At 48.5% G+C, this 25113-nt stretch carries 24 protein-coding genes; 19 read left to right on the forward strand and 5 right to left on the reverse strand.

What is annotated here, in order from left to right; genetic code table 11:
- The first annotated feature begins 348 nt into the window (after nt 1-348).
- The 3 genes from hemW to IC230_RS21430 all read left to right on the forward strand — a co-directional run bounded on the left by hemW (nt 349) and on the right by IC230_RS21430 (nt 3066).
- Nucleotides 349-1473: a radical SAM family heme chaperone HemW gene (hemW, locus tag IC230_RS21420; protein ID WP_191041092.1), complete on the forward strand. Its 1125-nt coding sequence runs from the start codon at nt 349-351 to the stop codon at nt 1471-1473.
- A gap of 139 nt (nt 1474-1612) precedes the next feature.
- The gene (gene mtgA / locus IC230_RS21425; protein WP_191041093.1) at nt 1613-2506 is read left to right on the forward strand and encodes a monofunctional biosynthetic peptidoglycan transglycosylase; all 894 of its coding nucleotides are present in this window, start codon (nt 1613-1615) and stop codon (nt 2504-2506) included.
- A gap of 125 nt (nt 2507-2631) precedes the next feature.
- Nucleotides 2632-3066, forward strand: coding sequence for an SRPBCC family protein (locus tag IC230_RS21430; protein ID WP_191041094.1), 435 nt, complete (start codon nt 2632-2634; stop codon nt 3064-3066).
- 23 nt (nt 3067-3089) lie between these two features.
- On the opposite strand, the gene IC230_RS21435 is transcribed toward IC230_RS21430, so the two are convergent.
- The gene (locus tag IC230_RS21435; RefSeq protein ID WP_191041095.1) at nt 3090-3434 is read right to left on the reverse strand and encodes a hypothetical protein; all 345 of its coding nucleotides are present in this window, start codon (nt 3432-3434) and stop codon (nt 3090-3092) included.
- Nucleotides 3435-3494: 60 nt separating this feature from the next.
- On the opposite strand from IC230_RS21435, the gene IC230_RS21440 reads away from it, so the two are divergent.
- The 3 genes from IC230_RS21440 to IC230_RS21450 all read left to right on the forward strand — a co-directional run bounded on the left by IC230_RS21440 (nt 3495) and on the right by IC230_RS21450 (nt 5473).
- Nucleotides 3495-3956, forward strand: coding sequence for an OsmC family protein (locus tag IC230_RS21440; protein WP_191041096.1), 462 nt, complete (start codon nt 3495-3497; stop codon nt 3954-3956).
- 146 nt (nt 3957-4102) lie between these two features.
- Complete coding sequence (locus IC230_RS21445; RefSeq protein ID WP_191041097.1) at nt 4103-4897, forward strand: thymidylate synthase; 795 nt, start codon at nt 4103-4105, stop codon at nt 4895-4897.
- Nucleotides 4898-4906: 9 nt separating this feature from the next.
- On the forward strand, nt 4907-5473 hold the full coding sequence (locus IC230_RS21450; RefSeq protein ID WP_191041098.1) for a pentapeptide repeat-containing protein: 567 nt from the start codon (nt 4907-4909) through the stop codon (nt 5471-5473).
- A gap of 27 nt (nt 5474-5500) precedes the next feature.
- Here the strand turns inward: IC230_RS21450 and IC230_RS21455 are convergent, their stop codons facing one another.
- Complete coding sequence (locus IC230_RS21455) at nt 5501-5809, reverse strand: 2TM domain-containing protein (protein ID WP_191041099.1); 309 nt, start codon at nt 5807-5809, stop codon at nt 5501-5503.
- A gap of 134 nt (nt 5810-5943) precedes the next feature.
- Here IC230_RS21455 and IC230_RS21460 point away from each other — a divergent pair, with 134 nt between their 5' ends.
- From IC230_RS21460 to IC230_RS21485, 6 genes are all read left to right on the forward strand, one after another.
- On the forward strand, nt 5944-7647 hold the full coding sequence (locus IC230_RS21460) for a helix-hairpin-helix domain-containing protein (RefSeq protein ID WP_191041100.1): 1704 nt from the start codon (nt 5944-5946) through the stop codon (nt 7645-7647).
- A 103-nt stretch (nt 7648-7750) separates the two neighbouring features.
- Nucleotides 7751-9031 carry an AAA family ATPase gene (locus tag IC230_RS21465; RefSeq protein WP_191041101.1) on the forward strand — a complete coding sequence of 427 codons (1281 nt, stop codon included), beginning with the start codon at nt 7751-7753 and terminating at the stop codon, nt 9029-9031.
- Entirely contained in the window at nt 9031-9708 is a 678-nt protein-coding gene (locus IC230_RS21470) for an RloB family protein (RefSeq protein WP_191041102.1), read from the forward strand. The genes IC230_RS21465 and IC230_RS21470 overlap by 1 nt, the downstream gene beginning before the upstream one ends.
- A 177-nt stretch (nt 9709-9885) precedes the next feature.
- Nucleotides 9886-12297 (forward strand): TonB-dependent receptor, encoded by a 2412-nt coding sequence (locus tag IC230_RS21475; RefSeq protein WP_191041103.1) that lies wholly within the window; start codon nt 9886-9888, stop codon nt 12295-12297.
- Complete coding sequence (locus IC230_RS21480) at nt 12297-13358, forward strand: DUF4249 domain-containing protein (RefSeq protein ID WP_191041104.1); 1062 nt, start codon at nt 12297-12299, stop codon at nt 13356-13358. Before IC230_RS21475 ends, IC230_RS21480 begins: the two co-directional genes overlap by 1 nt.
- Nucleotides 13359-13509: 151 nt before the next feature.
- On the forward strand, nt 13510-14508 hold the full coding sequence (locus IC230_RS21485; protein WP_191041105.1) for a glycosyltransferase family 9 protein: 999 nt from the start codon (nt 13510-13512) through the stop codon (nt 14506-14508).
- Nucleotides 14509-14516: 8 nt separating this feature from the next.
- On the opposite strand, the gene IC230_RS21490 is transcribed toward IC230_RS21485, so the two are convergent.
- Nucleotides 14517-15566 (reverse strand): glycosyltransferase family 9 protein, encoded by a 1050-nt coding sequence (locus tag IC230_RS21490; protein WP_191041106.1) that lies wholly within the window; start codon nt 15564-15566, stop codon nt 14517-14519.
- Between the two features lie 92 nt (nt 15567-15658).
- On the reverse strand, nt 15659-16267 hold the full coding sequence (locus tag IC230_RS21495) for a DUF4254 domain-containing protein (protein WP_191041107.1): 609 nt from the start codon (nt 16265-16267) through the stop codon (nt 15659-15661).
- Between the two features lie 142 nt (nt 16268-16409).
- On the opposite strand from IC230_RS21495, the gene IC230_RS21500 reads away from it, so the two are divergent.
- The gene (locus IC230_RS21500) at nt 16410-17681 is read left to right on the forward strand and encodes a cation:proton antiporter (RefSeq protein WP_191041108.1); all 1272 of its coding nucleotides are present in this window, start codon (nt 16410-16412) and stop codon (nt 17679-17681) included.
- A 324-nt stretch (nt 17682-18005) separates the two neighbouring features.
- Entirely contained in the window at nt 18006-21290 is a 3285-nt protein-coding gene (locus IC230_RS21505; RefSeq protein WP_191041109.1) for a S8 family serine peptidase, read from the forward strand.
- Nucleotides 21291-21403: 113 nt separating this feature from the next.
- On the opposite strand, the gene IC230_RS21510 is transcribed toward IC230_RS21505, so the two are convergent.
- Nucleotides 21404-22600: a molybdopterin molybdotransferase MoeA gene (locus IC230_RS21510; RefSeq protein ID WP_191041110.1), complete on the reverse strand. Its 1197-nt coding sequence runs from the start codon at nt 22598-22600 to the stop codon at nt 21404-21406.
- Nucleotides 22601-22726: 126 nt separating this feature from the next.
- Here IC230_RS21510 and IC230_RS21515 point away from each other — a divergent pair, with 126 nt between their 5' ends.
- From IC230_RS21515 to IC230_RS21535, 5 genes are read left to right on the forward strand one after another with little or no spacing between them, the layout of a single operon-like run.
- Nucleotides 22727-23020 (forward strand): hypothetical protein, encoded by a 294-nt coding sequence (locus IC230_RS21515; RefSeq protein ID WP_191041111.1) that lies wholly within the window; start codon nt 22727-22729, stop codon nt 23018-23020.
- On the forward strand, nt 23011-23310 hold the full coding sequence (locus tag IC230_RS21520; RefSeq protein WP_191041112.1) for a type II toxin-antitoxin system RelE family toxin: 300 nt from the start codon (nt 23011-23013) through the stop codon (nt 23308-23310). Before IC230_RS21515 ends, IC230_RS21520 begins: the two co-directional genes overlap by 10 nt.
- Nucleotides 23311-23370: 60 nt before the next feature.
- Complete coding sequence (moaC, locus tag IC230_RS21525) at nt 23371-23844, forward strand: cyclic pyranopterin monophosphate synthase MoaC (RefSeq protein WP_191041113.1); 474 nt, start codon at nt 23371-23373, stop codon at nt 23842-23844.
- Nucleotides 23837-24409 carry an NTP transferase domain-containing protein gene (locus tag IC230_RS21530; protein WP_191041114.1) on the forward strand — a complete coding sequence of 191 codons (573 nt, stop codon included), beginning with the start codon at nt 23837-23839 and terminating at the stop codon, nt 24407-24409. Before moaC ends, IC230_RS21530 begins: the two co-directional genes overlap by 8 nt.
- Nucleotides 24410-24451: 42 nt before the next feature.
- Entirely contained in the window at nt 24452-25105 is a 654-nt protein-coding gene (locus tag IC230_RS21535; RefSeq protein WP_191041115.1) for a DUF6992 family protein, read from the forward strand.
- Nucleotides 25106-25113: the final 8 nt, after the last annotated feature.

A 25113-nucleotide genomic window follows, 5' to 3' on the forward strand; every position in this document is an offset into this window, starting at 1 on the left:
TCCTGAAAAAGTGCTGTAAGAAGTACAAAAAGGGGAAGCGCTGCAAGAAGTGCCCCGATTGATCTTCATTATCCCTTAGGTCAGTCCTTATTTCCCTACTTTCGCTAGCTGGAAGTACGTTACATTCTGGCACTAACCTCGCCCAGGAGACTCTCTTGACGCCATTACCTGAGCTACTCACGGACGTCGTTCCGAAGCAATCTCATCCTGAATCTCTAAATAGATACCTGTAATCGTTGGTGTCAAAGGCTCATTCTGAATCTGCACTTCGGAATATGGACTACTACTACTTTTTAGAAGAAATTGTAGTCAGGAACCCATCGTTTGGCTTTGTTGTCATAAGTGTAGATGCACCTTTATCTGCACATACCGTTCTGCAAGCAGGCCTGTCACTACTGCGACTTTCATTTTAGCACGAGTCTCAGCCAGAAATCGGCTTTAGTCGATGCACTCTGCACCGAAATAGGCCTACAAAAAAATTACCTGCCTAATCAGCCATTAGAAACCATTTATTTTGGGGGAGGAACACCTTCATTGCTGACTGAGAGCGAATTAGAGCAATTGCTTGCGACGATTCACGCCCAGTTTACGGTTTCATCTACAGCCGAAATTACCCTCGAAGCCAATCCTGACGATCTGTCGGCCGAAAAGCTCCAAATGCTACGTCGCTACGTTAACCGCCTGAGTATTGGCATCCAAACGTTCGATGAGGCTACATTACGTTGGATGAACCGCGCCCACACGGCTACCGAAGCCGAAGCCTGCGTTGGGCTGGCTCGAGAAGCTGGTTTGGAGAATATGAGCGTGGATTTGATTTATGGCATTCCCAACCGCGACTCGCTACGTTGGCAGGCAGATTTACAGAACGTTCTCTCGCTCAACGTACCACACATCTCTGCCTATGCTCTTACGATCGAACCCGACACAGCTTTCGGACGGTGGCAGAAAAAAGGCAAATTTCCGCCCGCCGATGAAGCCCTGGCAGCCGAGCAATTTGAAGAACTGACGAAAGCGCTGACCGAGGCAGGTTATGAGCATTACGAAATCTCGAATTTTGCCCGACCAGCGCATTACGCCCGGCACAACACGGCCTATTGGCAACGCCGTGCCTATCTCGGGATCGGTCCAAGTGCGCACTCGTATAATGGCCATTCGCGACAATACAATATTGCGAACAATGCTCGTTATATCGCTGATATTCAACAAGGGAAATTACCTGCTACGGTAGAAGAACTGACGACCGCCGATCAGGTAAACGAATACCTGCTAACGGGGTTACGTACCCAATGGGGCTGTTCACTTGCTGAATTGAATACGCTGCTTGGAAAAGACTTTGCGCAGGCGCAGGAGCAAGATCTCAAAGCGATGTACGCATCGGGTTGGCTCATAAACGATGGCGATCAATTATGGTTATCGCAAGCGGGTAAACTTTTCGCCGATCGGGTGGCCGCTACGTTGTTTGTAGAAGAGTAGTACCGTAAATAGTTCGCTGCAATGCAAAGACGCCTGTGTGGTGGAAATCTGTACGTTACAACCTTCATTGCTTAAATCAGAATTTGTAAGCGGTTTTCCTGCCGCTTTACGCTTATTTTCGCGGAATACTTCTGCTTTTATGAGTTCGCAACGCCCTGGCAATACGTTTCGCAATATGTCTCAGCAACCCCGTCCAAAGGCCTCTAACGCATCGACACCGCGGGACTCGAAAACCGAACGTACCGCCGGGCAGTCCCGGTCGTCGCGCGGAACGGGAGCGCAAAAGTACGCTGGATCATCAGCCTGGGATCGGACGCGCCGGTTCATGCGCGAGCGGCCCATGCTGGAACGTGTCTATCGGATTTGTCTGAAGGCGTTTTTATGGCTTTTCTTTGGGTCGATTGGATACGTTATTGTCTTGAAATACGTACCGGTCTGGGTGACACCCTTGGTTGTTTCGCGCTGGATCGACACGATTGGAACAAACGAAAGTAGCCATGTTTATAAAAAATGGCGGTCGTATGATGTTATCAGTAAAGAGGCTGCACTAGCGGTCGTAGCGTCAGAAGATCAGGCTTTCCCGACGCACTGGGGGTTCGATTTCAATGAGATTCAGGACGCAATCAAAGAAAATGAGAAACGGGAACGACCACGCGGAGCCAGTACGATTTCGCAGCAGGTGGCCAAAAACGTGTTTCTCTGGAACGGTCGCAGTTACGTTCGTAAGGGATTGGAAGTGTATTTCACTGTCCTGATTGAGTTAGTGTGGGGCAAAAAGCGCATTCTGGAAGTCTACCTGAACGTAGCGGAAACCGGTCCTATGACCTTTGGTATGGAGGCCGCATCACAACGGTATTACGGCCACTCGGCCGAAACACTTTCCCGTAATGAAGCTGCCCGAATGGCGGCCGTGTTGCCGAATCCCCGCTTGTTTTCAATCAGCAATCCATCAAATTACATTCAGCGCCGGACACGCCAAATTGCCCGGCAAATGCGCTATCTGGGCGGGCAGAGATACATTCGCAATTTGTAAAGCCTTACTAATGAACACACTCGTTGCTTTAATCAATAAAGCTGACCTAGTGAACCACGGTCGATTTATAGATGATTAGCAAACATATTGGTTTGACTTTGTATCATACTCAGCTGGTTAATAAAATGAAAGAGTTTATTGTAAGAAAACAGGTCCGTATCAAAGCAGAACCTTCGGAAGTTTGGAATGCATTGACCAATCCAGAAAAAACGAAGAAGTATTTTTTCAACTGCGAAGTTTACTCAGATTGGGAAGTGGGCAGCACGATATTGTTTACAGGAACAGTCTTTCTGATCAGGAAAATCGAAATGAAGGGTATCATCCTGAAGATCGAGCCCAATAAGCTTCTGCAATATTCTCTGACGAACGAAGACGATAAGGACGATTCCAATTTTTCAACCGTCACGGACGAACTGTCTTATAAAAATGGCGAAACGATTCTATCCATTACCGACAATGTAGGCCAGGGCGAAGGTGCCGAAGATCGCTATAAACGGTCGGAAGAAGGTTGGGATAAGATACTGGAAGGACTGAAAGAAGTTGTGGAAGAAGATAAGTGAAAAGGGGTGATGATTCGAAACCGTCACCGTCCTAAAAAACCTTCCAGCGAGACGGGTTCGTTATTCAGGATGAAGAAATAAACTAATCCGGCTAATACTAAATAGCTGACAGCCAGCCACTTTTTCTTCTGGGCAAACTCTGTCGGATGATGATAGTAATCGTAAATCATTGATGCCGATAAGCCCATAACCATCAGGAAGAACGAGAATATCCCAAAATCTGTTCGGTATATACGTACTGACTCCATAAAGCGCGCGCCCGACACAATGTAGAGCAGCCAGGCAGCGAAACCTGCCCGATACAGGTACACGCTCAGCCGCCGGTCGTTTTTAAGATCGAAGAGGTCGTCAGTGAATTTTTCGGACATGATTTATTTACTTTGAGTTGGTGAAACTAATTATTTTACCTGATAAACGCAAAAAACACAATGCTTGATTCACAACCAGTTGACGTAGCGGAGGAATTTAATACGATGCGAATCGAACTTGCGCGCGTTGATGATGCCTTTCATTTCGAAGCCATTGGCACCTCGGGCGTAGCGCAACATATGGATGCGGCCACTGACATTGGTGGCCATAACGCTGGAGCCCGCCCAATGGAAATGCTGCTGATGGGTCTGGCAGGTTGCACGGCCATCGATATCATTCTGATCTTGCAGAAACAGAAGCAGGTGATCGACGATTTTCGGCTGAAAGTTGACGGTCTCCGCGTAAAAGGGGCTACGCCCGCGCCCTTCAAAAAAATTCATATTACGTACCTTCTGAAAGGACAGATCAACCCGGATAAACTACAGCGGGCGATTGATCTTTCAATGGATAAATATTGCTCTGCAACGGCCCAGCTACGTCCATCGGCTGAGATTACGTCTTCGTTTGAGTTAAATCTATAAGCTGGGTCGCCGTCGCGAATTCAAAAACCGCGACGGCGGCTCGGCTTATAGGGTGATGAATACCTATGCCTCACTTCTTCACCGGAAGTGGGGCTATTTTTTGTGTTCAGGTTTGTCATATCCCTCGCGTCTTCCGACTTTTGTTTATGCAACAGTATCACGACTTACTCCGCCACATTCTTCAGAACGGCACACGCAAAACTGATCGTACCGGTACCGGCACCATTAGTGTATTTGGCTATCAGATGCGTTTCGATTTACAGGAAGGATTTCCGCTACTGACGACCAAAAAAGTACATACGAAGTCGATTATTCACGAATTACTGTGGTTTATCAAAGGCGACACGAATATCAAATACCTGAAGGACAACGGTGTAAGTATCTGGGATGAATGGGCCGATGAGAACGGTGATCTGGGTCCTGTGTATGGCAGGCAGTGGCGCAGTTGGGCCGCCCCCGACGGTCGGGTGATCGATCAACTGAGCGACGTATTACGCCAGCTTAAAAATTCACCGGATTCTCGCCGGATGATTATTTCGGCCTGGAACCCGGCTGATGTGCCCAGTATGGCGTTGCCGCCCTGCCATTTGTTGATGCAGTTTTACGTAGCAGACGGGAAGCTTTCCTGCCAGCTTTACCAACGTAGTGCCGACGTATTTCTGGGCGTGCCTTTCAACATTGCCAGCTACGCCCTGTTAACAATGATGATTGCGCAGGAATGTGGTTATACGGCGCACGAATTTATCTGGACGGGCGGTGATACGCATCTGTATCTGAACCACTTGGAGCAGGTTAAAACGCAACTGTCCCGCGAGCCACGTCCGTTACCAACCATGCGTCTGAATCCGAACGTAACGTCGGTTTTTGATTTTACCTACGGCGATTTTACCCTCGAAAATTACAACCCGTATCCAGCCATTAAAGCGCCGGTGGCCGTTTAAATAACGATAATGGAGTATTACAAGCAAGTCTTTGATCAGCCTGACAACGTAGTGGATCGTTGGGTTGGTCAGGAGTTTGAACAATGCCTGTTTAGAAAGCTGGATTTATCCCGCGTTGCGTTCACCGACTCGAACTTCATCAATTGCCGGTTTGAAGACTGTACACTAACGAGAGCGGAGTTGAAAAACACGAAGCTTTACGACGTCAGCTTTCTTAACTGCAAACTGGCGCATGTAGATTTTGGCCTTTGCAATGCGTTTGGGTTTCACGTCGATTTCCAGGAATGTCAACTCGATTACACTGTTTTTCTGAATCGGAAACTGAAAAAGGCTCGTTTTATAGAGTGCTCACTGAAAGAAGCGCATTTCGTAAAATGCGAGCTGACGGGGAGTGTGTTTAAAGACTGTAACCTTGAATTCGCCAGGTTTGAGGACAACAATCTGACGCAGGTCGATTTCTCCAGTTCGTACAATCTGGAGCTTGATCCGGATGATAATAAAGTGAAAAAAGCCCGGTTATCGCTGCATAACTTACCCGGGCTTTTGACAAAATATGATCTGGTAATCAGTAAATAAGACGTAGCGGTTTTCGAAACCTATTTCTCAGGCCCGCTGACTAAGCAACTTCTGGTATTCTTCTTCGATCATAGACCGTTCGTTACCGCCCCGGTAAACGTGGAAGTAATGCGACGCCAGCCCAATTCCCCAGCCAAGCATCGGGAAAATCGGCCAGGGGAAAATCCAGTGTCTATAACCGTCTGAATTGAATGCAAAAGTGGTAAAGGCCCAGATTAGCCATAATCCAGAATTGACAAGTAAATAACTCTGTAGATGCATCCGAAAGCCGACGCGGGCTTTGGCTTGTTTCCATAAATAAGCGTCGCGTTCAGGGGTGTTTTGTGTCGGTTCCATAGAAAGTTAATGAGCGTTTTAGGATTAATTCGGTCGATTAAGCCGCCGATGAAGTAAAGGTAGTTTACCCGGCTATCGAAGTTCTCTAAAATCTGACCGATTCCCTAACTTGCGGAGTAAATGACCATTTTCCGATGACCAATTCCGAAATCGTTGACCTGCTCGAACTAACCGGCCGGTTGATGGAACTTCACGACCGGGACGCATTTAAGACCCGATCGTTCCAGACAGCCGCCTTTAATTTAGATAAATCCACCGCCGACCTCGCCAATTTACCGGTTGAGGAACTGGTGAAATTACCAGGCATTGGAAAATCCGTCGCTCAGAAAATTCGGGAGATCGCCGAGACGGGCCGTTTGACCGATCTCGATGAATTGCTTGCGCAAACACCCGAAGGTGTCCTGGATATGTTTCGCATCAAAGGATTGGGCGTCAAGAAAGTGCGTACCCTCTGGCACGAACTGGGCATCGATAATCTCCGCGATTTACAACAGGCAGGCGAAAATGGTGAAATTGCCAAAATCAAAGGATTTGGGGCCAGTACGCAGGAGAAGATTCTGGCAGCTCTGGAATTTTTACAGGAGCAACAGGGTAAAGTCAGAATGGATAAAGCGGCTCTGATAGCCAATCTGTTACGTGATGAACTAACGAAACATTTCGATCGGGTTGAAATCAGCGGGCAAGTTCGCCGAAAAGCACAGGAAGTCGATACGGTGCAATTGCTGATACAAACCAGCGATCCTGTATCAGCTATGCTAACGCTTAGCCAATTGCCTAACCTGACGCAAAACGAACTTGACTCGTCGCCATTTGTCTGGCGGGGTAAACTCAACGGCTTTGATGTGCTGGTCGAGTTGCTGCTGTATCCCGCCGAACAGATTGACCGTCAGTTATTTATTCAAACGGCCGGTGAACCGCATCTTCAGCAGGTCGGAGTAGGGGGCGTAACGTTACTGCAGGTGGCTTATGCCTCGCCTGACGTAACAGAGCCCGCTATCTACGAGCGAGCGGGTTTACCGTATATCGTGCCTGAAATGCGGGAGGATGACTTTGCTTTTCGCTGGGCCAGTCGCCATCAGAACGATGAACTCGTTACGTGGGACGACCTGCGCGGTACGCTTCACAATCATAGCACCTGGTCGGATGGTAAGCAGTCGATAGCCGCTATGGCTGCTTATTGTCGTGAGCTGGGTCTAACCTATTTTGGTATTGCTGATCACTCGAAAACCGCTACGTATGCCCACGGCCTGAGTGTTGAACAGATTCAGGTCCAGCAGGCTGAAGTTGATCAGCTTAACCAGAGTTTCGGTACGGACTTTCGCATTTTCAAAGGGATTGAATCCGATATTTTGGGTGATGGTTCGCTGGATTACGACGACGCTACGTTAGCTACGTTCGATTATGTAGTGGCTTCGGTGCATCAAACTCTGACCATGTCGCTCGAAAAAGCGACGACGCGGTTATTGCGGGCCATCGAAAACCCGTACACGACCATTCTTGGGCACCCAACAGGTCGGTTATTACTCGCTCGTGAAGGCTATCCCATCGACCACCGCGCCATCATCGATGCCTGCGCCGAGCACAACGTAGTGATTGAAATCAACGCCAGTCCTTACCGGCTCGACATCGACTGGCGCTGGATCGATTACGCGATCCAACAAGGCGTCATGCTAAGCATCAACCCCGACGCACACGATCTGGCTGGTTTATTGGACATGCATTACGGCGTCGCCATCGGGCGTAAAGGCGGTCTAACCAAAGCCATGACGTTTAATACGTTAACACTGGAAGAGATGAACGAATATCTGCAACAAAGGCGGGCACAGATAGGTAAGTAGAGGACAACAATAAAAAAACGACGTAACTATGAGAATTTTTCTCATAGTTACGTCGTTTTTCAGTTAAGACGTAGATTTTATAATCTTTTACGTTTTGAATCTTATGCTTATTGAATTCAGCGTCGGCAATTTTCTTTCCATCAAAGACCGACAAACTCTTCGTTTGGATGCCTCGTCAATTACAGAACACCGTGACCAGTTGATTGATGCCGGACGCTACAAGCTGCTACGTAGTGCTGTTATTTATGGAGCCAACGCAAGTGGTAAGTCAAATATTCTGAGAGCCATTGAAACGTTAAATCGCATTGTAGTTACTTCAGCAGCAAGTTCCTCTACAACTGAAATTGAGGTCGAACCATTTCTACTTAGTACTGAAACCGAAGGAAAACCGAGTGCTTTTGAAATACTGTTTTTGCTTGACGGAATTCGATATCGCTATGGTTTTGAGATTGATAGAAAAGCAGTAAAAGCGGAATGGCTGTTTATGGCCCGTAAAGAAAAAGAAAAGCCGCTTTTTCTTCGGGAGGCAAATGGGATTGAAGTGTTTAAAGATTTTAAAGAGGGCAACGGGTTAGAAGAAAGAACCCGTGATAATGCATTATTTCTGGCTATTTGCGACCAATTTAATGGTGTGATAGCGAAGCGAGTAATAGCTTGGTTCAATAAATGGTTACCCATATCTGGTTTAGGCCACGACAGGTACAGAAAATTTCTATTTAATTTATTAGATGAACCAGTAGCGAGAGAAGATTTAGTTGGTTTGGTAAAGCAGCTTAATTTAGGATTTTCCAATATTCTGCTTCAAAAAGAAAAGATAGACATCGACAATGAATTCTTGTCAAGATTTTCGGAGGAAAATAAACATAAGTTTTTTGATTTAGTCGAAGGGGAGCTTACTTCAGGTATAAAGACGATTCATAAGAAATATAATTTTGATTATGAACCTGTTGAGAATGTAATCTTTGATTTGGGTATGCATGAATCTGCAGGCACTAACAAATTTTTCGACTTATTAGCTCCTATTTATTTAATCTTAACCAAGGGCGGAATTTTAATAGTTGATGAACTTGATGCTAAACTACATCCATTGATGACGCAAGCTATTATTCGACTGTTTAACAATCCTGAACTAAATCCTAATAACGCTCAATTAATTTTTGCTACACACGATACGAATCTATTATCTGCAAAACTGTTTCGGCGCGACCAGATTTACTTTACTGAAAAAGACCGGTACGGTGCGACCAGTTTGTACTCGTTAGTTGAATATCAAGAAGAAGACGGAACGAAAGTACGTAAAGACCGGTCCTTTGAGGAGGATTACATTCGGGGACGTTACGGCGCTATCCCCTTCATTGGCGATCTATCGAAAATGGCATCTTGATGGCTCGGAAAGCGAAAATTGATAATTCCAAACTGAAACGGTTTGCTCGCAAAGAGACGAGCCGTAAACAGGATTTTCGAGCTAAACGACGTTTTTTTCTAATTGTGTGCGAGGGTGCTAAAACGGAGCCTAACTACTTCCGAGGCCTTGAAAAGAATTTGCCGCCAGGCGTTGTCAATACAATTGAATTAGCCATTGAAGGCGAAGGTCACAACACGTTAACCGTCATACAGGATGCAATCAATGCCAAAAAACGACTGGAGAATCAGGGAAGGATAATAGACGAAGTTTGGACTGTATTCGACCGGGATAGTTTCCCTGATCAAAATTTTAATAACGCGATTTTTAAAGGGCAAGCTCTCGGCGTTCATTGCGCCTGGACAAACGAAGCTTTTGAATTATGGTATCTACTTCACTTCCAGTTCTTCCAAAATGGAATGTCTCGTACTGATTATAAAGCAGTTATTGAGCGAGAACTGTCACAAAGAATAGGACAGCCTTATAATTACGAGAAGAACAACAAGGATATGTTTACGCTTCTTCAGAAGTACGGCGATATAAAGCAAGCTATGGCACGAGCTAAAAATCTGGAAGCTGTCTTTGCTGGACGAACCGATTATGCGAATCACAACCCGTGTACGAAAGTATATGAGCTACTAGAGAAATTAGGCTTTTAACAGTAAAGCACCTTCAACAGCATCAAGCACAGATAGGTAAGTAGATTCTCAACTATAAATTAATTGTCAGTTAAGAATCTGGAAAAATAGGGTAAATCAGGCGGATTAACCCTTTAGCTTATTGACAGGTAGCTCCGTTAAGTAAGAGCGGCTTCCGCAGTTTCTTAATCCGGCTATATGCGCCTTATCGGCTTACTGTGGCTATCGTTTTTTCTACTCAACGGAACGATGGCCCAACAACGAACAACCTCAAACGGACCGTCGCCAACATTTTCGGCGACGGGTTATGTGCGGGATGCCAAAACGGGTAAACCGATTCAGAGCGTCAATATCGTTGTGTTGAATGTATCGAAAGGCTACGTAACGGCAAAAGATGGGTTTTACATCGTTCAGCTTCCTCCTGGTAAATATATTTTGCGTTTCTCGCACGTAGGCTACCGGCCCCGCCAGGATACAATCTCACTGCAACAAACGCTCTTCCGTGAAATTACGATGGAAGATGATGCGAAGGATCTGGAGGAGGTAGTCGTCACGAGCGAGACGCCCGACCGTAACGTACGAAAGGTTGAAATCGGCGTGTCGCAATTGACGATACGTAGCATCCGGCGGATTCCGCCGTTAATGGGCGAAGTCGACATTGTTCGGAGTTTGCTGCTGCTTCCAGGCGTGACGACGGTAGGAGAGGGGGCACCCGGATTTAACGTTCGGGGCGGCAGTGCTGATCAGAACCTGATCCTGTTCGATGATGCGCCCGTATTCAATTCGAGTCACCTGATGGGTTTTTTCTCGGTGTTCAATCCCGACGTTGTACGCGACGTAACGCTGAACCGGGGGGGCATAGCGGCTGCATATGGCGGGCGGGCGTCTTCGGTGCTGGATGTGAAAATTAAGGAGCCTGATGCCGAAAAATGGGGTATCAATGGTGGAATTGGGCTGATTTCGAGCCGGTTGGGTGTAGAAGGGCCAATCATTAAAAATAAACTTTCGTTTCTGGCGGCAGCACGGGCGTCGTTCAGTGATTTTCTGTTCAAACTGGCTCCTCCGAACCTGATTGGCACGAAAGCCAATTTCTACGACGTAACGACCAAACTTAAATATCAACCCAGCGAGAAACACACGATCACCCTGACGGGCTATCTGAGTAAAGATGTTTTCAAACTGGCGTCCGATTCGCTGTCAGGGCAGGAGATCAATGCCTCGTCGACGGAATTCAATTACCAGACGATGAATGCGGTTCTCCGCTGGAATTACTTCATGAGCAAGCAGGTGAATCTGGCTACGTCAGTTATTCTGAGTCGTTACCGGGCCGATCTGTCTTCTGCTGACTCGGCCAATGCTTTTCAGCTTGAATCAGGAATATTGCATCGACAAGTCAAATCCGATTTGACCTACACGCCAAACGAAAATCATCAATGGCAGGCAGGAGTAAGCGCCATCGATTATCTGGTTCAACCTAACACTAGAACGCCCGGTCTGTTCTCCAACGTACTGCCAATTGACCTTGCCCGCGAACGAGCCTATGAACTGGCAGCCTACATCCAGGACGAGTGGAATCTCAATGCCGACGTTTCGGTAATTGCCGGACTACGCTATTCAGCGCTATTGAATCGGGGGCCAGCCACAGTACGAACGTATCAGGAAAACGGACCCCGGCAGGACGAAACCGTTACGTCGGTGCAGAACTACGAAGCCAGTAAAACGTACCACTCGGCGGGTGGGTTGGAACCCCGACTGGCCGTACGCTGGTCAGTCGGCGAGGGAAAGGCCATTAAGGTAGGTTACAGCCGACTGCGTCAGTACATTCAGCAGGTGACGAACACAACAGCTGCGTTACCGACCTCGCGCTGGCACCTAAGTGATACGCATACGAAACCAACGATTGCTGATCAATGGTCCTTAGGGTACTTCCATAATACGTCTGACAATGCCATCGAAGCCTCGGGGGAGGTGTATTACAAAACCCTGATGAATGCCATTGATTATAGGGATGGGGCTGAGCTGCAACTGACGCAAGCAGTTGAAACGCAGATCGTACAGGGCCATGGCCGGGCGTACGGAGTTGAAGGTTTGCTACGTAAAAACAAGGGTCGCTGGACGGGTTTCATGAGCTATACCTACGCCCGTACGTTCCTGACCATGAACAGCCCCTACATCAGTGAGCAGGTAAACAACGGAAATCCATATCCGGCTAATTACGATAAACCGCATACTCTGAACGTACTGGCGACCCATCGACCTACAACCTGGTTCAGTATGTCACTGAATTTTACCTATAGCACAGGCCGCCCAACGACACAGCCATCCGCCATTGCCAGAGTAGCGGGTGTACTTGTACCGATTTACCTGGATCGGAATCAGCAGCGGGTGCCTGCTTATCATCGGCTCGATTTTTCGATGACATTTGAGCAAAATCCACTCAAGAAAAAACGGAACCAAAGCAGCTGGGTTTTCTCCATTTATAATGTTTATGCCCACAAAAACGCCTATTCAGTCTTTTATAAATTGAGTCCGGCTTCGTCCGCGGATGCGTATAAACTGTCCATTTTTGGAACGGCCTTTCCGTCGCTCACCTACAATTTTAAATTCTAATGAAACTACGGGGTTTAGTGTACGCGCATTTTTTGCTGGCTGGCCTGCTCGCGGTTTCGTGCGTGACAGAGTTTCAGCCGGATTCGGTTAGTATTCCTCCCTCGCTCATTGTTGAGGGTGAAATCACTGACCAGCCAGGGCCTTACAGAATTCGGTTAACCCGCACGGCCGACTATTCATATAAAAGCCTGAACCTGCTCGAAACAGGAGCCACGATCACTATTTCCGATAATTTGGGTAACCAGGAAATCCTGCAGGAAAATACAGGCGTGTATTCAACTAAGGCAACGGGATTACAGGGCGTGGCCGGTAGGACCTACAAAGTGAGCATAAAAACTAAAGATGGAAAAGTTTATGAATCAACGCCGGAGTTATTAAAAGCGGCCCCACCTATTCAGAAACTTTACTACAAATACACGGTCGAACCGACCGGTATTCTGTTTTCCCGCCGACAGGGTTGGGATGTATACCTGGATACAAAAGATCCCGAACCGTTGGACAATTACTACCGCTGGAACTGGACACATTATGAGCCACTTGAGGCTTGTTATAAAGCAGAAATACCGGGTGGCGGTGGGGTATACACGGGCCTGGTTTGCTGTGAGCCCTGTTGGGACATCACGCGTTGTTATAATTGCATCAATGTCAATTCGGACGCGAACACGAATGGTCAGGTCATTAGTGGCCAGTTCATTATGCGCGTACCGTATAAATCGACCGGGCGTTATTACCTCGAAGTACAGCAGCAGGCCATTAGCGAGGGGGCTTATACATTCTGGAAAAGTGTTCGCCAGTTGGTAAGCAATACGGGTGGGCTATTCGATGCGGCACCGTCTTTGGTACAAGGTAATATGCGGTGTATAAGCGATCCAGCAACAAGAGCTTACGGCTTTTTTGGCGCAACGGGTGTGTCTGAGCAATACATCTACGTAGACCGTAGTACCGGTCAGGGTACGCCCGACCTCGATCAAGAGATAATAATTCCGCAGCCTTCGGCCTGTTATCCCTGCGAGAACAGTATCTACCGAACGTCTACCAAACCCCGCTGGTGGACGTATTGAATTCGATGCGATCAGTAAAGTAAAACCAGGAGCTATTTATTCTTTTAGAGAAACGGCAACTAAATGACCATAGGATCAATAGAATCCAAATAAATACTTGAATTTGCTCATAGTTCGCCTGATTACGTAGTTTTGCAAAAATGATTGGGATATGGCTCCGCCGGTAAAAATATTGGTTCTTCAGTTTGCTTCTATTGGCAACGTCGTGTTGACAACGCCCGTTGTTCGCTGTCTGAAGAAGCAACTGCCGAATGTCGAGGTGCATTACTGTACCAAAGATGCCTATCGGTCAATCATTGCCTATAATCCCCACATCGCCAAATCGCATTATCTTACCGGCAGTGTCTATACACTTATTCGCCAGCTTCGTGCAGAACGCTTTGACTACGTAATCGATCTGCAAAATAACGTAGCAACAAATGTGATTAAGCTGGCCCTGGGCGCTCGGTCGTATAGTATCGAGCGGCAGTCGGTACGTCAATGGCTCTATGTCCGCTGGAAGGTGAATGCGTTGCCCGATCAGCACATTGTTGACCGCTATATGGCTACGGTGCAGTCGTTAGGCGTTGAGAACGATGGGCGCGGACTGGATTATTTTATTCCGTATAAAGACGAAGTTGAACTCGACTGGCTGCCCCTCACACACCAGCCTAACTTTGTGGCTTATGCCATTGGTGGGCAAAGCCTGACCCGGCGTTTACCCGTTCGGCGCATGATTGAATTGTGCCGCAAGATCAATTATCCGATCGTACTCCTGGGTGATAAGGCTGATCGGAAGGCGGGCGAGGAAATCGTGCGGGCGATTGGCGGGAAACAGATTTACAATGCTTGTGGCCATTTCAACCTCAATCAGTCGGCGTCGTTGCTACAACGGGCGCGGGTCGTGTTCAGTCACGATACGGGGCTGATGCATATTGCGGCCGCGTTTGGCAAGAAAGTCTACTCAATCTGGGGCAGCACTACTCCGCAATTCGGATTTTACCCGTATAAAACGCCACACACCCGGCTCGAAAACTCGGGTTTAGGTTGCCGCCCCTGCTCAGCGACGGGCCCCGATAACTGCCCCATGAAGCACTTTAAGTGCATGAACAACCTCTCCTTCGACTTCGACGTAAAAGAATTGCGCACGCGGAAAAAGAATTTCGAATAAACCGAGATTCACCGTAATAATTGTCGGATACGGTCGGCCACAGCCTCTACCGAGATGTCATATAGGCAAGCCAGATCGCCCCGCCAGCAGGGTTTGTTGCCAAAAACGGAACAGGGGCGGCAGGTCAATACGTCGGTTGAGATTTGCAGGATAGCTTCATCGCCCTGCCCCCACGGACCAAAACCGGCGTCAGGATGGGTAGCTCCCCAGATTGACAGGACTGGTACACCACTCAACGCGGCCAGGTGCATATTGCCCGAGTCCATGCAGAGCATACCCTTCAGTCGGCGAATGAGCGCTAATTCAGTGGCTAAAGAAAGCTGACCCGCTACTAAAACAACTTGCGGAAAACGTTGACGTAACGTTTCGAGTTGTCTAATTTCCTCAGAACCACCACCGAATAAGAAAATGGTGACTGGCTGATTAGCGTAGAGTTTTTCCAGTAAGGGTGCAAACCGCTCGAAGGGCCACATCTTTTGTTGGTGCTGAGCAAAGGGCGCGATACCCAGCCAGGGGGCGTTAGGAGCAATGGGTTGGTGGGCGAGAAACGTAGTAAGTTCCGCTTCAGCAGACGTAACGGGCGGAAACTGAAAGGATCGGGACGGCTCAAGCGTAAACCCGGCCTGGTCGAAGGCTCGGGCGTAGCGCTCCACACTATGCGCCAGTCGTCGGCGAACCTTATTTTCCTTGCGTGTCAGCGCTTTTTTCTCGGCCCGTCCTTTATCGATCGTAACCGACGAAACACCTACCAGCCGAAACAAACTTTTCAGAACCGCTGACCGCAAGTTTTGATGGGCATCAACCACTACCCGGAACGGCCCCAGTTGACGAAGCTCACTGAACAGACGTACTAAGCCATTGAAACCCTTATGTCGCCCCTCGAAGTCGGCACCAACAACACGGACATTTGGAAACTGCTCAAAAAAAACGGCGAATTTCTGACGGGTTACCAACGTAACGCTCACCTCCGGATAACGCACCGTGAACGCCTGCACGACGGGTGCCAGCAGGGCCACGTCGCCCATGGCCGAAAAACGGAGAAGGAGCAGCTGCTTCATTCGCTAGTAGTCATTGGTGGTTAGAGATTGTCAGTTGATTTTTCTATGACGTTACAACCAATGACCAATAAGAGTTAATGACCACTAAATAACTATTTCCCCGACTCTCCATAAAGTACCGGGTTCAGTGTAGGGTCGTTGTACATTTTCATCTGCCGATACACTTTCATAAACCGGTTGCCAGTCTGGATATCTTCGATCAGCTCGTTAAAGCAGCGGGCTAAATCGGTCTCCTGTTCGAGTAATACGTCCAGTTTCTGCCGCGCTTTCTGCCGGTGCTCATCCGAAACCGATTCCCGATCAACCTGCTCCCGGAAGTGATAGATCTTGAGCTGTAAAATCGACATTCGGTCGAGCAGCCAAGCCGGCGTTTCGGAGTTCATGCGTGCCCCGTCTTTTGGCGTAATAGCTTGAAAAAGGTCTGAAAACCAACTGTCTATCAGCTCGACCGTATCTGTCCGATCCTGGTTCGACTGGTCGATCCGGCGCTTAATCGCTACCAGCTCGTCGGGCCGGATGGTTGGGCTACGAATGATGTCTTCCAGATGCCATTGGACCGTATCGATCCAGTTTTTCTGGTACAACAGAAAACCAATGTCGTTCGAAGAATACGGGTTTTGACTGGGGGCGTCGACGTGATCGGTCAGATGGTAATGCTGAATACTCTGACGGAAAATGTCGTTGGCAAGTAAGGCGTTCATAGGCAGTTAATCGACTGCAAAGATACGGGTTTTCGCGGGTGTCAGGAAGAGAGCGCGTAACAGAGACTATGAAAACCCGGCTGGCGAAAGTGGGGGTTTTTTATTATAATGCGATTTATGCGTCCATTCTAATTGTATTTATATGGAATTATATTATTCATTTTCAGTACTGATCGTTCTTACTGCTGTATTCGCCTATGTCAACGAGCGCTTCTTAAAATTGCCATCTACCATTGGTATTATGCTGATGGCCATGCTGGTTTCTATTGCATTGGTTGTTACGGGTAATCTATTTCCGAACCAGTTCGATTTCGACGGGTTTTCGCGGTTCATTGCCAACCTTGATTTTACGGAAATATTGATGGGCGCGATGCTTAATTTCCTGTTGTTTGCCGGAGCCATTCATGTGCGTCTGAAAGATTTGCGGGAGCAACGGGCTCCAATTATTGTTTTCTCAACGATCAGCGTCATGATTTCCACTTTCATTGTCGGCTTTCTGATCTATTATCTTCTGCCCCTCTTCCGATTGAATGTTCCCTTAATCCAATGCCTTGTTTTTGGCGCATTGATCTCGCCAACGGACCCGATTGCTGTGTTGGGTATTCTGAAAAAAGCGGGTGTCCGTAAATCGTTAGAAACGAAAGTGGCGGGTGAATCACTGTTCAACGATGGGGTAGCCGTCGTCGTTTTTGCCGTTCTGCTTCAATTGGCACAGGGCTCGGATGTCGACGTATCGTTTAGCAACATATCCTGGCTACTCATCAAAGAAGCGGTCGGTGGGTTTGGCATGGGTGTTCTGATCGGGTTTATTGGCTCACGGGCGATGCAACGTATCGACAATCCCAACGTATCGGCGCTGATTACGCTGGCCATCGTAATGGGGGGCTATCTGATTGCCCGAGCTGCGCATATCTCGGGACCGCTAACGATGGTAGCGGCCGGGCTGGTAGTGGGAAACGTTGGGAAAGCCAGCCGGATTTCGGAGACGACTCAGGATTATTTAGACAAGTTCTGGGAGTTAATTGACGAGATCATGAACGCTATCCTGTTCCTGATTATGGGGTTTGAGCTCTTGCTGATTCCGCACATCATGGACTACTGGGCCCTGGGTCTGATTAGCATTGGTCTGGTGCTTTTTGCCCGATTCATTTCAATCTGGGTACCAACGCTGATCATACCCTTCAAAGCCAGATTTGACAAGCGAACCATCACCATTTTGGTATGGGGTGGTTTGCGGGGGGGCGTTTCTGTTGCCTTAGCGCTCTCTATTGACGAGCACCTGAACAAAAACCTGTTTCTGGCCATGACGTATTTCATTGTGGTGTTTTCGATTCTGGTCCAGGGCCTTACCGTTAGTAAGCTTACCAAGAATCAGAAACCGTCAGAGCTGGTTGAGGCTGACGACTTGGATTAGTATGACACGCCTTAGCTGATATTCGCTGATACGTTTATTCGGTGACAAACCAGGTTTTTTGATGAAACAACGTATTTTTCTTGGGGAGAAATACTTAATTTGGGGCAGCAAAATTTTAGCCTATGGGTTTGGTGGATCATATTGGCCATACACCCTATTTACACTCCGCAAAGTGCTGCCCCATCTGAAAACCAAGTCCCCATTGGCTTATTAGCTGGTTTGCCTGATTTATGCATCGGTACTAGGTGTTGTGTCTGATTTTTGTGTCTGCGTATTCATAGTGCGTATTTTTTTTACTCTTTTTTACCTTAATTCTATTTACCAATGACCAATTTTTACGCTTTTTTTTCGTCTTCGCTCCGCTTCATCTTGCTGGGGTTATGGCCGTTATTGACTGGTTTGCCGATCAATAGTCAGGCCCAGAATAAAGCAGATCAGTCTATTTACGGACAGTATATTGTGGTCTACAAAAAGGATGCATCCGTGCTGGGAGAAGTTAAATCAATCCAAACTTACCAGCAGCGACAGCAGGTAATGCAGCAAGTAGCCGCTGCTACTTTACTTCGTAACGGGCTCGCCGGCAAGCCCGTGCTTCATGTCTACGATAAGGCTTTACTGGGTTTTGCGGTTAGTAGCCTGACCCCAGCCGAGGTTAGACAGCTTCGTCAGGACGATCAGGTAGCTTACATTGTTGCTGACCAGCCCGTTTTTCTCGACAACCACGGTGCTCCTTCGATGCTGGCCAGCAGTTGCAATGGCCCTAGCATTACGCTTAACGGGGTAACCAATTACAATGTAGGGCTGGCCTCTTTCGGATCGGCTACTATTGTCACCGGCCAGGTAGTACTAGTGAACGATGGCATATCGCCCACAACGGATGGCTGTAGTGCCATCCAGAACAATATTTCGGGTAAGATTGCTCTAATCGACCGCGGTACCTGCGGATTTAGTGAGAAAGCCTATTCGGCTCAACAGGCGGGGGCTATTGGCGTTATTATTGCGAACAATGTGGCTGGTACTGCGCCTAGTATGAGTGGCAGCACTAATGCTAATCTGGTAACCATCCCGGTCATGTCGCTTTCTTTGCCGGACGGAAATGCGTTAAAAACGGCGTTGACCACTGGTACCGTAACGGCGACCCTTGACAAAATACTCCCTACCGCCAGTTCCCAATGTAAGCCCTGGGGCATTAGCCGGGTTGGCGGAGGCCTGTCAGGCGTGGGGAAGCGAGCCTGGATCATCGACACAGGTATTGACTTTACACACCCCGATCTGAACGTAAACACGGCTTTATCGGCCTATTTTATTGGAACCAGTCCGGTGGATGGGAACGGCCATGGTACGCACGTAGCGGGCACGATAGCGGCTAAAGACAACGGGATCGGGGTAATTGGCGTAGCAGCCGGGGCCGAGGTAGTAGCCGTACGGGTTTTTCCGGATCAGGGGGGATCAACTACGTCGGTTATAATAGCTGGGATCAACTACGTCACGGCCCATGCCGCCAGCGGTGACGTGGTGAACATGAGCCTGGGGGGCGACCCTGATCCGGCCAAGGAAGAGGCCGTTCTGGCTCTGTCGGGGGTTTGTAACGTTGTGCTTTCAGCAGGGAACGATGCTAAGAATGCCAACTTTTCCAGCCCCGCCCGGGTCAATGGACCCAACATCTTCACCGTGTCAGCCATGGATATCAACGGTCAACTGGCCAGCTTCTCCAACTTTGGTAACGGGGCTGTCAACGGCCCTGTTGATTATAGCGCGCCTGGAGTGAATGTGGCCTCCTGTTGGCTCAACGGCGGCTACGCCTATCTAAATGGCACTTCCATGGCGGCTCCCCATGTAGCGGGCCTGTTGTTGCTGGGCCGAATTTGTGCGACCTCAAAAGTTACGGGCGACCCGGATGGTAATCCCGATCTCATCGCTACTCTCTACAATCCGGCCAGTGATATCGATAACGACCGTGACGGGGTAACCGCCTGTGGGGGTGACTGTGACGACAATGACCCAGCGGTTCATCCGGGGGCAGTCGAGATTTGTGATGGCAAAGACAATAACTGCAATGGGCAAATTGATGAAGGAAACGTCTGTTGCCCAGCTGGTAACGCGGGTAAACTGTACGTAAACGCCAGCGCTACGGGGGCCAATAATGGTCTTTCCTGGGCGAATGCTTTTACCTCGCTACAGGCCGCCATTACCTCAGCCAAACGCTGTAGCCAGATCACACAGATATGGGTAGCCAAAGGAACCTATTACCCGACTGTCGATGCTTTGGGCAATGCCTCTCCACTCGATGTACGTACCAAAGCATTTAGTTTGAAAAATGGCCTGGCCATCTACGGGGGATTTGTTGGGAATGAGGCCCCGAACTACAACGTATCGCAGCGCAATCTGGTTGCTAATCAGACGACTCTCAGCGGTAATATTCAGCAGGACAATGTGGCCACCAACAACGCGTACAATGTTATTCTGAACATGCCGGTTTTTGGTGATTCTTTGAATAATACGGCTGTACTAGATGGTTTTACCGTTCGGGGTGGATACGGCAACCTGCTGGTTAGTAACTATCTTTCCTTTCCGGCGGCCTATGGGGGTGGCATGTTCAATTATACCTCAGCCCCTACCATCAGAAATAATCAATTTGTCGAGAACGTTGCGTATGTCGGCGGGGGGGTAGCAAATATATTATCAGACCCCATTGTAACGAACTGTTCCTTTATGGGTAATGGCGGTACTATTTGTAGTAGCGGAGGTGGAATAGACAACACGTCGTCATCGCCGGTGCTGATCAACTGCTCGTTTTCTGGCAACCGGGCGACTTCTGCAGGCGGTATGTACATCAGTGACGGACCGTCGACCATTATTAGAAATGTCATCTTCTGGGGAAATAGTACAGAGTTGGATGGTGATCTGGCCAATGCGACCATCAATTACAGCATCATTCAGGGAGGCTGGTCGGGCGCAGGCACGGGAAATCTGAGCCTCGATCCTAAATTCGTTAGTCAGCCAGCCGTCGGCCAATCTACGGGAAACCTCGCCCTTACAGCTTCTTCACCGGCTATTAACGGCGGTAGCCCTTCCACAACGTCGGCAACTGTTGGTATCACCGATTTGGCGAGTAATCCCCGGTTTTATAACAATGGCCAGATCGACATAGGAGCGTACGAATATCAGGGTATTTCGACGATACCTGATCTGACGATTACGACCTACGCCCGACCCACCACCCTGTACGGTACGAACAATATCAGTGTGGTAGTGGACGTGGTCGAACTAGTAGGAACGCCTACCAGCGGCACTGTGGTCGTTCGATTAACCAAAGATTCCAGAGTTAGGCTGGACTTCCCATCCACCGCCACTACCGTCAATAACCGGTCAGTGCAGAATAGTGTCTGGAGTTTTGATGGTACATCAAATGCCAGCTATTACATTCTGACTACGACAGCGGGTATTCCCGCTGGTGATAAGCTTTCGTTCGGCTTTACGGGAGTGTTAACGCCTGGAGCAACGACGGGAATCGTAACGCTGAGTTCGGTAATCGTTGGAGGTAGTGGGCAGGAAATTCGTCTCACCAATAATTCCGACGCCGATAAGCTCGATTACTTTCAGCAGTGAGGTAAATAAACAGGTTCAGTATTAAGCTATATAGAATCACCTGAATGCAGTTGCTATCTCTGCGCTGCATTCAGGTGATTCCAGTATAAGCGATAATCAGGTTCGATGGCAACTTATCGGACTGTCTCCCATACCTGAAAAGCCTCTCCTGCGCCAAATTTAGACCGCTCAACTGGAAGTTCCATGAAGGCGTCGGCGGCTAATAAGTTGGCAAAATCGGCGGAGCCGGAACCGGGTAGTGGATGAGCCAGGATTCGGCCGTCGGGTTCTGACGTAAGTCGAACAGGCAGAAAATACGTAACGGTGGGTTTGAACGTAGCATCTTCGGCCAATTGTGCATAACGTGTTGGGAGGGAAGTCAGCCCAAGCGACGCGCGCAGATAAGGCAATACGTAGCGATACGCACATAACACCGTCGAAACCGGGTTTCCGGGAAGACCAAAAACTGTTTTATTGGTAGCCGTACCGAACCAAAGGGGTTTGCCCGGCCGTTGCTCGATTTTATGGAAATGTTTCTGAACGCCTAACTGCGCCAGAACATCTGGGACAAAGTCTGCCTTGCCAGCGGATACGCCACCGCTCAGAATCAATACGTCGTTTTCGGAAAGTAGTGTTGCCAGACGATCCTTAAGAATCGCTTCGTTATCAACGATATGGTGCAACGTAGCCTGAATACCCAGCGATTTCAGCGCAGCTCGCAACATGTACGTATTGGAGCGCCGGATCTGGTAGGGCAGGGGTGCATCACCAACGTCAACTAATTCATCGCCGGTTGAAATGAGCGCTACATGGGGTAGCGTTGTTACGGTCAACTGGGTTTGCCCGACCGATGCCGCAACGGCCAATTCCGAGGGACCGAGACGCGTACCGACTGGTAGTAATTCGTCTCCTGCCCGACGATCTGTAGCGCGGGGGTGAAGATGCTGGCCTTTTTCTATATCGCCAATCGTGATCGTTGCTTGCCCCGCCGAAATATTGACGTCTTCATAGCGAATAACCGTATCAACGCCTACCGGTAACATCGCGCCGGTCATTACTTCCAGGCACGTATTGGCCTCACTTAGCGTCTGCTGCGGCTGACCGGCGAATTGCGTACCAACTATACGGAACTCACGCTGCCCCGCCTGGTAATCTGCGAAGCGAATGGCAATTCCATCCATCGCTACCCGATCGAATGGCGGAAAATCACGGTCAGCATAAACGGCGTTACGTAGTACGCGACCGTCAGCGTCTGCGAGCGAAACGATTTCAGTGGGTAATGTCAGCCGATGTTGTTGAGTAAGGGCAAAAGCTTCGAAAACGGAAAGCATGGGAAGAGTGATGATTTGTGTAGTAATATTCGGCATTTATTACTGGATTCGCCAGCCTATCCCTAATTCATTAATGAGTGGCTTTTTTTCTTATATTTGTTAATCACAATTAACAATAATTAAGTCATGGCTACAGAGATTGTCAGTAATTATAAAAATTTAGTTGCTCAAATCGGTATGCTTATTGACATCGCTGGCTACCGAAATGATTACGTAGCTAAAAAAATAGGCCTATCCTCTGCCAGCTTTGCTACGAAGAAAAAACGGCAAAGTTTCTCCGTTGACGAAGTTGAAAAAATAATACAAATTATTGAAAATGAGGATGTAGATGACTACCTAATGGTGAAAATCATGGAGTCTCGAAAAGACGAGCCAACCCTTTCCTTGGCAGAGTTTAAGACTCAGATGGGATGGAAATAACCGTACGTAAATCGTTCATCAAGGAACTGAAAAAACTGCCATCTAAAATTCAGCAATCTGTTAGAACTATTTTAGAAGAATTAGAAGAGGCTACCGATCTGGAAAATTCTGGCGTAGACTATAAATATATGGAAGGTCAGAAACAAGGTCAGAATTATTATCGCATTCGGGTTGGTAGTTGGCGGATGGGTGGTGAGTACACGCCACCAGTCAACGAGCAAACGGCTGCTTCTGTTATCATCACGATTTTGAGCAGAGGAGACATTTACAAGAAATTTCCCCCAAAATAGGCTTTTCTTCGACTAAAAATATGACAGTCGAGTGCCAGACTGTACACTATTCTCTCAATTATGAACTCATTTTCTCATCTCAACGCCGAAGAAAATCCCGCCATGGTGGACGTAGGTGCTAAAACCGTTACGCGCCGGACAGCCCGCGCCCGGAGCGTAGTGGCACTGAATTCCGAAATCATGCAACACCTGAATGGTACGGATATTACCACTAAAAAAGGTCCTGTCTTTCAGACCGCGATCATTGCCGGAACAATGGCGGCCAAACGTACCGACGACCTGATTCCACTTTGCCATTCACTGGGTTTGGATAATTGCCAGATAACCATTACGACTGAGGGGAACGATGCCATCGTAGATTGTCTGGTAGCTACCGAAGGAAAAACGGGAGTCGAAATGGAGGCCTTGGTTGGCGCATCGGTAGCCGCTTTGACGATCTACGACATGTGCAAAGCCTTCTCGCACGACATCGTTATTAAAGAAACCAAGCTCATGGAAAAAACGGGCGGCAAACGCGATTTTCGACGTGACTAAACTAAACGGACTCATCCTGACGGGCGGACGTAGTATGCGCATGGGGCAGGATAAATCGCAACTGGTTTATCACGAAAAGCCTCAGCGTGAACACCTGACCGACTTACTTAAGCCGTATTGCAGCGTTGTATATTGGTCGGTGAACGTAGCGCAGGCACATGAGCTAGCCGATTCCGAACAGCTACGTATCGTCGACGCCTTTGATCTACCCGGTCCATTGAATGGCATCCTCTCGGCGTTAACATACGATCCGGAAGCCGCCTGGTTCGTCGTCGCCTGCGACATGCCGTTGTTAACCGTTCTATCGCTCGATGCGCTTGTGAAGGGACGTAACGAAGCAAAAATGGCGACGGTGTTTTATGATTCGGATGGGCAGTTGCCGGAACCACTTCTGGGAATCTACGAACCTGCCTTCGGCCCAGTTATACAACAAGCCGTTAAAAATGGCGTTTACTCTCCTCGTCAGCTTCTCCAGCAAAACGATAGTCAATTATTGACTGCACCCGATTTGCGCGAACTGACAAACATCAACGACCCGTCGGCAAGAGCAAAACTGGATTCGTGAACATCAGGATAAAATGAGGGTTCATACGTAAAACGAATTCCTATGAATCCACTACGTCATCTGCTGTTGGGCGCTGGATCTTTTTTGCTCGGAAATATAGCCTCGGCGCAACGTGTGACTCCTTCCCCTGAACTCCGGGCGTTCAGCGAACAACGAATTAAACACCAGAAAACACTTGGGCTGACACTTGGCAGTTTTGCGCTGGCTAACATCGCCGTTGGTGCGATAGCTGCCGGGCAAACCTCAGGCGAGACGAAGTATTTTCACAAAATGAACGTCTACTGGAACCTGGTCAATCTGGGTATTGCCGGATTCGGTCTACTGGGATCTCGTAAAGGGAGCGCTGATTCAGAAACGCTGGCCGATGCAATCCGGAAACATGAGAACATGAAGCAGATTTTGCTTATCAACACAGGTTTGGACGTAGCCTACGTAGTGGGTGGTGCTTATTTGCGTGAGCGTGCCCGGTCTGGATTGGCCCAGCCTGGATTGGCCCGGCCTGGATTGGCGAATTCGCAGCCCGACAAGTCCGACCAATTAAACGGCTATGGCAAATCGATTATGGTACAGGGTGGTTTTTTGCTGGCCTTTGATCTGGTCAACTATTTCATTTTCAAAAAGCGGGGTGATAAACAAGAGCGTCTATTGCTCTCATCTGGGCTCAGCGGTGTGGGTGTTGCCTTCGCTATTCGATAGGCTACCGG

The sequence above is a fragment of the Spirosoma validum genome (genome assembly GCF_014699035.1).
GTDB lineage: Bacteria > Bacteroidota > Bacteroidia > Cytophagales > Spirosomataceae > Spirosoma > Spirosoma validum.

What these genes read in the sequence shown, in the direction of transcription:
- hemW (WP_191041092.1), top strand. Translation starts at nt 349, where the DNA reads ATGCACCTTTATCTGCACATACCGTTCTGCAAGCAGGCCTGTCACTAC.
- mtgA (WP_191041093.1), top strand. Translation starts at nt 1,613, where the DNA reads ATGAGTTCGCAACGCCCTGGCAATACGTTTCGCAATATGTCTCAGCAA.
- IC230_RS21430 (WP_191041094.1), top strand. Translation starts at nt 2,632, where the DNA reads ATGAAAGAGTTTATTGTAAGAAAACAGGTCCGTATCAAAGCAGAACCT.
- IC230_RS21435 (WP_191041095.1), bottom strand. Translation starts at nt 3,434, where the DNA reads ATGTCCGAAAAATTCACTGACGACCTCTTCGATCTTAAAAACGACCGG.
- IC230_RS21440 (WP_191041096.1), top strand. Translation starts at nt 3,495, where the DNA reads ATGCTTGATTCACAACCAGTTGACGTAGCGGAGGAATTTAATACGATG.
- IC230_RS21445 (WP_191041097.1), top strand. Translation starts at nt 4,103, where the DNA reads ATGCAACAGTATCACGACTTACTCCGCCACATTCTTCAGAACGGCACA.
- IC230_RS21450 (WP_191041098.1), top strand. Translation starts at nt 4,907, where the DNA reads ATGGAGTATTACAAGCAAGTCTTTGATCAGCCTGACAACGTAGTGGAT.
- IC230_RS21455 (WP_191041099.1), bottom strand. Translation starts at nt 5,809, where the DNA reads ATGGAACCGACACAAAACACCCCTGAACGCGACGCTTATTTATGGAAA.
- IC230_RS21460 (WP_191041100.1), top strand. Translation starts at nt 5,944, where the DNA reads ATGACCAATTCCGAAATCGTTGACCTGCTCGAACTAACCGGCCGGTTG.
- IC230_RS21465 (WP_191041101.1), top strand. Translation starts at nt 7,751, where the DNA reads ATGCTTATTGAATTCAGCGTCGGCAATTTTCTTTCCATCAAAGACCGA.
- IC230_RS21470 (WP_191041102.1), top strand. Translation starts at nt 9,031, where the DNA reads ATGGCTCGGAAAGCGAAAATTGATAATTCCAAACTGAAACGGTTTGCT.
- IC230_RS21475 (WP_191041103.1), top strand. Translation starts at nt 9,886, where the DNA reads ATGCGCCTTATCGGCTTACTGTGGCTATCGTTTTTTCTACTCAACGGA.
- IC230_RS21480 (WP_191041104.1), top strand. Translation starts at nt 12,297, where the DNA reads ATGAAACTACGGGGTTTAGTGTACGCGCATTTTTTGCTGGCTGGCCTG.
- IC230_RS21485 (WP_191041105.1), top strand. Translation starts at nt 13,510, where the DNA reads ATGGCTCCGCCGGTAAAAATATTGGTTCTTCAGTTTGCTTCTATTGGC.
- IC230_RS21490 (WP_191041106.1), bottom strand. Translation starts at nt 15,566, where the DNA reads ATGAAGCAGCTGCTCCTTCTCCGTTTTTCGGCCATGGGCGACGTGGCC.
- IC230_RS21495 (WP_191041107.1), bottom strand. Translation starts at nt 16,267, where the DNA reads ATGAACGCCTTACTTGCCAACGACATTTTCCGTCAGAGTATTCAGCAT.
- IC230_RS21500 (WP_191041108.1), top strand. Translation starts at nt 16,410, where the DNA reads ATGGAATTATATTATTCATTTTCAGTACTGATCGTTCTTACTGCTGTA.
- IC230_RS21505 (WP_191041109.1), top strand. Translation starts at nt 18,006, where the DNA reads ATGACCAATTTTTACGCTTTTTTTTCGTCTTCGCTCCGCTTCATCTTG.
- IC230_RS21510 (WP_191041110.1), bottom strand. Translation starts at nt 22,600, where the DNA reads ATGCTTTCCGTTTTCGAAGCTTTTGCCCTTACTCAACAACATCGGCTG.
- IC230_RS21515 (WP_191041111.1), top strand. Translation starts at nt 22,727, where the DNA reads ATGGCTACAGAGATTGTCAGTAATTATAAAAATTTAGTTGCTCAAATC.
- IC230_RS21520 (WP_191041112.1), top strand. Translation starts at nt 23,011, where the DNA reads ATGGAAATAACCGTACGTAAATCGTTCATCAAGGAACTGAAAAAACTG.
- moaC (WP_191041113.1), top strand. Translation starts at nt 23,371, where the DNA reads ATGAACTCATTTTCTCATCTCAACGCCGAAGAAAATCCCGCCATGGTG.
- IC230_RS21535 (WP_191041115.1), top strand. Translation starts at nt 24,452, where the DNA reads ATGAATCCACTACGTCATCTGCTGTTGGGCGCTGGATCTTTTTTGCTC.